Source organism: Actinomadura sp. WAC 06369, from assembly GCF_003947565.1.
Classification (GTDB): domain Bacteria; phylum Actinomycetota; class Actinomycetes; order Streptosporangiales; family Streptosporangiaceae; genus Spirillospora; species Spirillospora rifamycini.
Genome location: NZ_QHJN01000254.1, coordinates 1 through 7,481 on the forward strand (window position 1 = coordinate 1; position 7,481 = coordinate 7,481).

Genomic DNA, 7,481 nt, shown 5'->3' on the forward strand with positions numbered 1-7,481 from the left:
GCTGGGGGGCGGTCGCGGGGGCGGCATGCGCGGCCGCCTGAGCAGGCGGGGCCCTTCGCGCACGAGCAGCAGCAGCCGCAGTTCCAGCTTCCTCCCCCGTATCCGCCGGGCGGGCCGCAGGCGCACGGGCAGCAGCAGCCCGTGTCCCCGTACGACCCGCGACCGGACGGCCGGGACGGTGAGGCGTCCGCGGAGCGGCGGCGCACGTGGCTCGGGCCCCGGGCGCGCCGTGTCGTGGAGGTGTGCGTGCTCGCGGTCCTGCTGCCCGGGCTGCTCGGCCTGTACTGGGTGGACGAGACGGGACGCGCGGAGAGCCTCGAGCCGCCGGTGAAGGTGTCGTCCGTCGCGCGCGGGAAGATCGGGGAGCTGGTGGGCGCCCGGTGGACGGTGTACAAGCGGGAGTCGGCGCCCCAGGGCGGCCCCGCGGGGCAGGACGCCGTCCAGCTTCAGGTGGTCCTCGCGGTGAAGGCCCAGGACGCGAAGAGCGCGAAGACGGTCGGCGGCTACGGGATGGAGTTCCGGTTCGTCGGCCGCGACGGCCGGGAGTGGACGGCGGACGCGTCGAAGCCCCCGCAGGTGACGCCGGGGCAGGCGTTCCCGATCACGGTCCGTGGGACGGTGCCCCGTGCCAGGGCGGAGTCGCTGGCGCTGGTGGTGCGGCCGCCGGAGTCGGAGCGTCGGGGGGCGGATCCACTGCCTTCGCTGCGGTTCGAGCCGTGACGCGCGTGACCATGAGGTTGAACGCGGCGGCGAGCAGGCAGATGCGCAGGATCTCGAAGACGAGCCCGGCGGCGTAGCCGACGAGCGGCATCCGCGGCAGCCACCAGGCGACGTCGTGGGCGCCGATCAGCTCGTACGCCTTCCGGCCGGCGGCCTGCTCGCCGACGTGCAGCGCCGCGAACAGCAGGCAGAACGTGGCGAACGGCATCATTCCGGACCGGCGGACGAGGCGGAGCCCGTACCAGGCGGGCAGCAGCATGTCGCGGAGGCCGCGGGTGAGGACCTCGCGGGGGCTGTTCACCCGGTCGATGGCGCCGACGCTGGCGATGCGCCGGGCGGTGCGGGACTCGCCGAGGACGAGCCGCTCGTCGCCGGTGTCGAGGCCGAGGATGACGCCGGCGATGACGATCCAGATGAGGGCGCCGAGGACGGCGTCCTTGAACGGCGGCCAGACGTCCAGCAGGGGTCCGGCGGCGCCGCTGAACCACTCCCACGCCTGCCGGTCGGTGAACCACTCCGCGCCCTTGTCGCGGAGCTGGTCGATGGTGAAGATGCCGAACAGCGCGAAGTTGATCTCGAGGAAGCCGGCGAGCGGGCCGACGGTGCGGGGCAGCCGGTCCTCCAGCAGCCACTCGACGAGGACCTTCACCACGAAGAACGCGGCGGTGAGGACGATCGCGAGCTTCACGTGCTTCTCGAGGGACAGCAGCAGCCCGATGCCCTCGATCTGGCCCTGGAGGCCGCCGTCGGTGAAGCCGCGGCTCGCGGCCATGTCGGCGAACTCGCGGGCGTCCTCGCTCTGCTGCCCCCACGCGAGGTAGAAGATGACGAACGGGAGCGCGGCGCGGCCCATCGCGCTGAGCGCCGACTCGTCCTCGTTGCCGACGGCCCAGGACGTCAGGTCGCCGCCGGGGGACCGGGCGTGCACGACGTCGAGGCCCTCGCGCACGCAGTGGATCATCAGGGCGGTCGTCGTCAGCGTGATGACGACGAGGAGGCCGACGGTCAGCAGCGGCGCGACCGTCGCGGCCGTCCCGTCCATCTTGCCGAGGCGGTAGCCGCCGTACATCACCCCGTACCGCAGCAGTTCCCCGAGGGTGAACCACAGCGTGAGGGGCAGCACGAAGCGGCCCGCCAGCTTGAGCGTCGCCCACGGGAGGATCAGCGGGGATTTGGGGGAGAGTCGGAGCATCGCGCCGATGGTACCGAGCGGGGCGGACACCAGGGAGGGCGCTCGACCGGAAACGGCGGACCCCGCCGTCCGCGCTGGGCGGGACGGCGGGGTCCGTGCGGACGTCGCGTCCGCTCGGGTCAGATGGCGACCTCGAGCGCGGCGACCTCACCGGTCTTGGCGGTGACGGTGTTGTCGACGCTCACACCGCCCGCGGCGAGGACGCGGACCGTCCAGTCGCCGTCGGCCGCGAAGAAGCGGAACACGCCCTCGTCGCCGGTGACGACCTCGGCGGTGAACTCGCCGGTGGCGTCGAGCAGGCGGGCGTAGGCGCTGGACACGGGCGCGCCGTCACGCGTGACGGTGCCCTGGATGACGGCCTCGTTGGTCAGGTCGACGGTCGCGGGCAGATGCGCCGTCTGAGCGGGCGCTGCGCAACCCTGGGTCATTGTTCCTCCATCTCCGTGTGCACGGAAAATCTGCTCCGCCGGGCGGCGGACGGCGGACGGTTACTTGGGCTCGCCCAGCTCGACCGGGACGCCGACGAGCGAGCCGTACTCGGTCCAGGAGCCGTCGTAGTTCTTGACGTTCTCCAGGCCGAGCAGCTCGCGCAGGGCGAACCAGGTGTGCGACGAGCGCTCACCGATGCGGCAGTAGGCGATGGTGTCCTTGTTCAGGTCGACGCCGGCCTCGGTGTAGAGCTGCCGGAGCTCCTCGTCGGACTTGAACGTGCCGTCGTCGTTGGCGGCCTTCGACCACGGGATGCTGCGGGCGGTCGGGACGTGCCCGGCGCGCTGCGCCTGCTCCTGCGGAAGGTGCGCGGGAGCGAGCAGCTTGCCGCTGAACTCGTCCGGGGACCGGACGTCGATCAGGTTCTGGGTGCCGATGGCGTCGACGACCTCGTCGCGGAACGCGCGGATCGACAGGTCCTGGTCCTGCGCCTTGTAGTCGGTCTTCGGGCGGGACGGCACGTCGGTGACCAGCTCGCGGGAGTCGAGCTCCCACTTCTTGCGGCCGCCGTCGAGCAGCTGCACCTTCTGGTGGCCGTACAGCTTGAAGTACCAGTAGGCGTAGGCGGCGAACCAGTTGTTGTTGCCGCCGTACAGGATGACCAGGTCGTCGTTGGCGATGCCCTTGGACGAGAGCAGCTCCTCGAAGCCGGTCTTGTCGACGAAGTCGCGGCGGACCGGGTCCTGCAGCTCGGTCTTCCAGTCGATCTTCACGGCGCCACGGATGTGGCCCTTGTCGTAGGCGGACACGTCCTCGTCGACCTCGACCAGGACGAGGCCGGGGTCGTCCAGGTGCTCTTCGACCCAGCTGGCGTCCACCAGAACGTCGGCGCGGCTCATGCGGGAACCTCCCTGTCGGAGCGAATCTTCGCGGTGAATTGTCGGATCAGCGGATACTTCGCGCAGCCCCCGCGACGCGGCGCGGGGCGGTGCTCGCGCATCGCACGGGCGGCGGCATCGGTACCGAGCCGGATGTTCGTGAGCCGGATGGTCCCCGTCGCGCGACCGGCCGAACCCGCCGGGACGGAGCGGGGAGTGACACGGGACTCCGGGGCGGACGCGCCGGGGCGCGGCCCACACGGGTCGACCTGCATCGGGGTGCTCCAGGCGGGGAGGCGTGCGTACGAGCTGAATAGTGGGAAAGTGCTCGGAACGGTCGGGCTCGATGCCTCAGGCCATGCGACAGAGCGAGGCGGCCACGCGGCAGAAGTCGACCGCGCGGCGCTTCGTGAGCATCTGCTCTGTTCGGTCACGCACGGACACGATGGTAAGCCGACAATCCACGTGGTGTCACATCCGTCTCGCGTTGCGAGACAGTGACATTCGTCTTAGGGCTGGTCACCGGAGTGTCCCCTCAGCGGACGGCCGCGCCGAGAGCCGCGATCACGTCGGCCTTGCGGGGCGCCCCGGCGGCCCGCCGCACGACGCGCCCGGCGGCGTCCAGCACCAGCACGGTCGGTGTGCCGGTGACGTCCAGTTGCCGGACGAGCGGCAGGTTCGCCTCCGCGTCGATCTCGACGTGCGCGACGCCGTCCACCATGCGGGCCACGTCGCCGAGGACCCGCCGGGTGGCGCGGCACGGCGCGCAGAAGGCGCTGGAGAACTGGACGAGCGTCGCGCGCTCGCCGAGGTCGGCGCCCAGATCGTCCGGTCCGAGCACGTCCGCCACGTGGTCCCTCCCATCGCCGCCGTCCGGTACAACCGCGCGGGACGGCCGCGTCTTCCTGCGGCCGTCCCGTTGGTCGCCGCCGGCGCGTCCGTCCCGGCGGGGGCTCACATCGGGATGGTCAGCACCGAACCGCCGTCGAGCCCGACGATCTCGAACGACGACAGCTCGCCGCGCGGGAACATCGTCGAACCGCGGTACTCGCCGTACCCGTCGTCGTAGGGCACGTACCAGCTCCCGAGGGCGTCCTTGCGGCCGTCCCGGGCGATCACCTGGAGGCGGCAGCGCGCGCCCCGCTCCAGCCCCGACAGGTGCAGTTCGACCTCGGTGCCCCAGGTGCGCTCGTACAGGAGCACGTAGCCCCGGACGCCCGTCGCGTCGTTCGCCGCCGCGATGCGCTCCGCGGTGACCACCTGCGTGGGCGCGGGCGGCGCGGACGTCGCGGGCGGTGCGGCGGCCGTCCCGGGCCCGCCGCCCGCCGCGGTGATCAGCCCGCCGGCGAGGCCCCCGACCGCGAGCGTCAGGCAGGCCGCCGCGGCGACCGGCGCCCACCGCCGCAGGCGCGACCGGTCCCGCCGCGGGCGGGGGCGGCGCAGCGGCCCGCGCCGCTGCTCGGCGGCCCGCGCCAGCAGCGCGTCCAGCAGTTCCGGCGGCGGCCCGGCGACCCGGGTGAGCTGCTCCTCGTCGACCCGGCCGAGCAGCGCGGGCAGGCCGGCGAGCCCGGCCAGCTCGTCCCGGCAGGCCGGGCAGCCGGCCAGGTGCGCGTCCACCCGGGCCCGCTCCGCGGGGTCGATGGCGCCGACGACGTACACGCCGAGGGCGGCGCGCACGTCCGTGCAGGGATCGGTCATGGCGCCAGCCCCCTCTCCTCCAGCGCCAGCTTCAGCGCACGCAGCGCGTAGTACGTCCGGGACTTCACCGTTCCGGGCGGGATGCCGAGCACGTCGGCGGCCTCCGCCACCGACCGCCCCCGGTAGTACGTCTCGACGAGCACCGCCCGGTGGCTCGGGCTGAGCTGCGCGAGCGCCTCCGCGACCGTCCACGACTCCAGCGCCCGGTCGATGTCGTCCGTCCCGGCCGTCATGGCCTGCTCGTCCATGTCCGTCTCCTGCGGCCGCGCGCGCCTGGCCCGGTGCGCGTCCACCACCAGGTTCCGGGCGACGGTGAACAGCCACGGGCGGACGGGCCGCCCCGCGAGCGCCTCGGGATGCCGCCACGCCCGCAGCAGCGTCTCCTGCACGATGTCCTCGGCGTGCGTCCGGTCCCCGCCCGTCAGCCGCAGCACGTAGCCGAGCAGGGGTCCGCCGTGCTCGCTGTAGAGGGCGCGCAACAGTCCCTCGTCCGCAGTGGGGCCCACGCCACTCACACGTACGCCGCGCCGGAACGGTTCACCGTCAGCGCACGTTCTCCAGGTCGCTCAGCTGGACGTTGCGCGCGGTCGCCGACACGCGGAGCCCGTCGGCCGTCGGCTCGATCCGGCTGATCCGCGACCCGACCGGCAGGTCGGTGACCGGAACCGACCAGGTGAGCTGCCGCTTCACCAGCGCCAGCGGGATCTGCGGGCCGCCGTCCGGCGCGACCGACACCGGCGTCACCGCGATGCCCTGGTCCGTCGCCTCCAGCGACACGACCGCCTTGCCCGACAACCGGACCCCCATCACGGCGCCCGCGAGGTCGACCTCCAGGTCGTCGCCCTTCGGCGCGAGCCCCTCGACCTCCTTCGGCGCCCGCTCCTCGATCACCGAGTACGGCACGACCGCCGACGCGGTCGCCGTCCGGGCCGTCACGTTCGCGGTGTTGCCGTTCGCGATCTCCGACAGCGGCGCCCGGACGCCCCGCATGTCGACCCGGACGCCCGAGAGCGTCACGTCCTGCTCGGTGTAGTCCCCGATCAGGACCTCGATGTGGTCGTACTCGCCGCCGACCGCCTGCGTCAGGAACGGGAACCCGTGGATCGACACGTCCGGCTGCCGCGCGAGCCCCTCCTGGGCCGCGACCTGCCGCGCGATCTCGCCTTCCGCGACGCGCACCCCGATCCGGTCGGCGGCGATCAGCCCTCCCACCACCAGGACGAGCAGAACCACGAGTGCCTTGCGCATGTCTCTCCTCCGGACGGCCGCGCGATCGCCACACCTTAACCGCCCCGGCGAGCCGCCCGAGTCGCTCCACGGAGTGACATCAGCCCCCGGCGAACGGCGGCAGGACCTCCACGACCCCGCCCTCCGGGAGCTCCACCGCCTCGTGCTCGCGCGTCCCGACCGGGTCGCCGTCCACGAGGAACGAACTCCGCGCGACCACCCGCGCGAACTCCCCGTCCCGCCCGGCGGACGCCGCCGCGAGCGCCTCCGCCAGCGTCCCGGCGTCGTACGGCTCCTCGGCGCGGCCCGCCGCCGCCTTCGCCGCCGCCCAGTACCGGATCGTCCCCTTCGCCATGCCCCCAGGATCCCACCCGCCTCCCCCGGCCCGGAACGGGCGGGGCCGACTCGGATATGCTCAACGCAGGGATCCGGGCAACGAGGCCGGGGAGTTCACCCGAACACCTTGCATGGCCTCGTCTCGCGCGCGTCGGCCATGTCGGGGCGGGCGGGAGTGAGCAGCCTGGGTCCCACGTCTGTTTCAAGACGAGGAGGCGGCATTGAGCAGTCTGCTCTTGCTGACCAACGCACTGGAACCGTCCGACGAGGTGCTGCCCGCGCTGGGCCTGCTGCTGCACTCGGTGAGGGTCGCCCCCGCGGAGGCGTCCGCGCTCATCGACGCGCCGCCCGCCGACATCGTCCTGGTGGACGCGCGCCGCGACCTCGCCCAGGCCAAGAGCCTGTGCCGCCTGCTGCGCACCACCGGCCTCGACAGCCCCCTGCTGGGCATCGTCACCGAGGGCGGGCTCGCCGCCCTCAGCCCCGAGTGGGGACTGGACGACCTGCTCCTGCAGACCGCCGGCCCCGCCGAGGTCGAGGCGCGCCTCCGCCTCGCCGTCGGCCGCGCCGCGGCGTCCGCCGACGCCGAGGAGGACCCCGGCGAGATCCGCAACGGCGACCTCACGATCGACGAGGCCACCTACACGGCCCGCCTGCGCGGCCGCATCCTCGACCTCACCTTCAAGGAGTTCGAGCTCCTGAAGTACCTCGCGCAGCACCCGGGCCGCGTCTTCACCCGCGCCCAGCTCCTCCAGGAGGTCTGGGGCTACGACTACTTCGGCGGCACCCGCACGGTCGACGTCCACGTCCGCCGCCTCCGCGCGAAACTCGGCGCCGAGTACGAGGCCCTGATCGGCACCGTCCGCAACGTCGGCTACCGCTTCGTCCCCGACGAGCGGCCGGGCGGCGAAGCCGAGGAGAAGGCCCCCGCCCGGACCTGACCCGGCCGCGGCCGCTCGTCGGGGACGAGGCGGTAGCCGACGTTGCGGACGGTGCCGATC

At 73.3% G+C, this 7,481-nt stretch carries 11 protein-coding genes; 2 read left to right on the forward strand and 9 right to left on the reverse strand.

Going from position 1 to position 7,481, the window contains the following annotated elements; translation table 11 throughout:
- On the forward strand, positions 1-720 hold a 720-nt coding region (locus DMH08_RS40615), incomplete at its 5' end, for a hypothetical protein (protein ID WP_233618042.1).
- Here DMH08_RS40615 and DMH08_RS37195 read toward each other — a convergent pair.
- From DMH08_RS37195 to DMH08_RS37230, 9 genes are all read right to left on the reverse strand, one after another.
- Positions 602-1,912 carry a hypothetical protein gene (locus DMH08_RS37195; RefSeq protein WP_125620905.1) on the reverse strand — a complete coding sequence of 437 codons (1,311 nt, stop codon included), beginning with the start codon at positions 1,910-1,912 and terminating at the stop codon, positions 602-604. The two genes, DMH08_RS40615 and DMH08_RS37195, sit on opposite strands and share 119 nt — an antisense overlap.
- Before the next feature lie 119 nt (positions 1,913-2,031).
- Entirely contained in the window at positions 2,032-2,340 is a 309-nt protein-coding gene (locus DMH08_RS37200; protein ID WP_026404420.1) for a DUF1416 domain-containing protein, read from the reverse strand.
- 60 nt (positions 2,341-2,400) lie between these two features.
- Positions 2,401-3,240, reverse strand: a complete 840-nt coding sequence (locus tag DMH08_RS37205; RefSeq protein ID WP_026404421.1) for a sulfurtransferase — start codon at positions 3,238-3,240, stop codon at positions 2,401-2,403.
- 330 nt (positions 3,241-3,570) lie between these two features.
- Positions 3,571-3,636 carry a putative leader peptide gene (locus DMH08_RS42895; protein ID WP_353819285.1) on the reverse strand — a complete coding sequence of 22 codons (66 nt, stop codon included), beginning with the start codon at positions 3,634-3,636 and terminating at the stop codon, positions 3,571-3,573.
- Between the two features lie 118 nt (positions 3,637-3,754).
- Positions 3,755-4,069, reverse strand: coding sequence for a TlpA family protein disulfide reductase (locus tag DMH08_RS37210; RefSeq protein WP_026404422.1), 315 nt, complete (start codon positions 4,067-4,069; stop codon positions 3,755-3,757).
- A 104-nt stretch (positions 4,070-4,173) separates the two neighbouring features.
- Complete coding sequence (locus DMH08_RS37215) at positions 4,174-4,917, reverse strand: zf-HC2 domain-containing protein (RefSeq protein WP_026404423.1); 744 nt, start codon at positions 4,915-4,917, stop codon at positions 4,174-4,176.
- The gene (locus tag DMH08_RS37220; protein WP_442778672.1) at positions 4,914-5,399 is read right to left on the reverse strand and encodes a sigma-70 family RNA polymerase sigma factor; all 486 of its coding nucleotides are present in this window, start codon (positions 5,397-5,399) and stop codon (positions 4,914-4,916) included. Before DMH08_RS37220 ends, DMH08_RS37215 begins: the two co-directional genes overlap by 4 nt.
- Positions 5,400-5,460: 61 nt before the next feature.
- Positions 5,461-6,165, reverse strand: a complete 705-nt coding sequence (locus tag DMH08_RS37225) for an LmeA family phospholipid-binding protein (RefSeq protein ID WP_125620907.1) — start codon at positions 6,163-6,165, stop codon at positions 5,461-5,463.
- A gap of 79 nt (positions 6,166-6,244) precedes the next feature.
- Positions 6,245-6,499: a MoaD/ThiS family protein gene (locus tag DMH08_RS37230; protein WP_026404426.1), complete on the reverse strand. Its 255-nt coding sequence runs from the start codon at positions 6,497-6,499 to the stop codon at positions 6,245-6,247.
- Positions 6,500-6,701: 202 nt separating this feature from the next.
- On the opposite strand from DMH08_RS37230, the gene DMH08_RS37235 reads away from it, so the two are divergent.
- Positions 6,702-7,421, forward strand: a complete 720-nt coding sequence (locus DMH08_RS37235; protein WP_026404427.1) for a winged helix-turn-helix transcriptional regulator — start codon at positions 6,702-6,704, stop codon at positions 7,419-7,421.
- Positions 7,422-7,481 lie beyond the last annotated feature (60 nt).

Coding starts and splice junctions, on each gene's coding strand:
- DMH08_RS37195 (WP_125620905.1), bottom strand. CDS start 1,912: ATGCTCCGACTCTCCCCCAAATCCCCGCTGATCCTCCCGTGGGCGACG.
- DMH08_RS37200 (WP_026404420.1), bottom strand. CDS start 2,340: ATGACCCAGGGTTGCGCAGCGCCCGCTCAGACGGCGCATCTGCCCGCG.
- DMH08_RS37205 (WP_026404421.1), bottom strand. CDS start 3,240: ATGAGCCGCGCCGACGTTCTGGTGGACGCCAGCTGGGTCGAAGAGCAC.
- DMH08_RS37215 (WP_026404423.1), bottom strand. CDS start 4,917: ATGACCGATCCCTGCACGGACGTGCGCGCCGCCCTCGGCGTGTACGTC.
- DMH08_RS37225 (WP_125620907.1), bottom strand. CDS start 6,165: ATGCGCAAGGCACTCGTGGTTCTGCTCGTCCTGGTGGTGGGAGGGCTG.
- DMH08_RS37230 (WP_026404426.1), bottom strand. CDS start 6,499: ATGGCGAAGGGGACGATCCGGTACTGGGCGGCGGCGAAGGCGGCGGCG.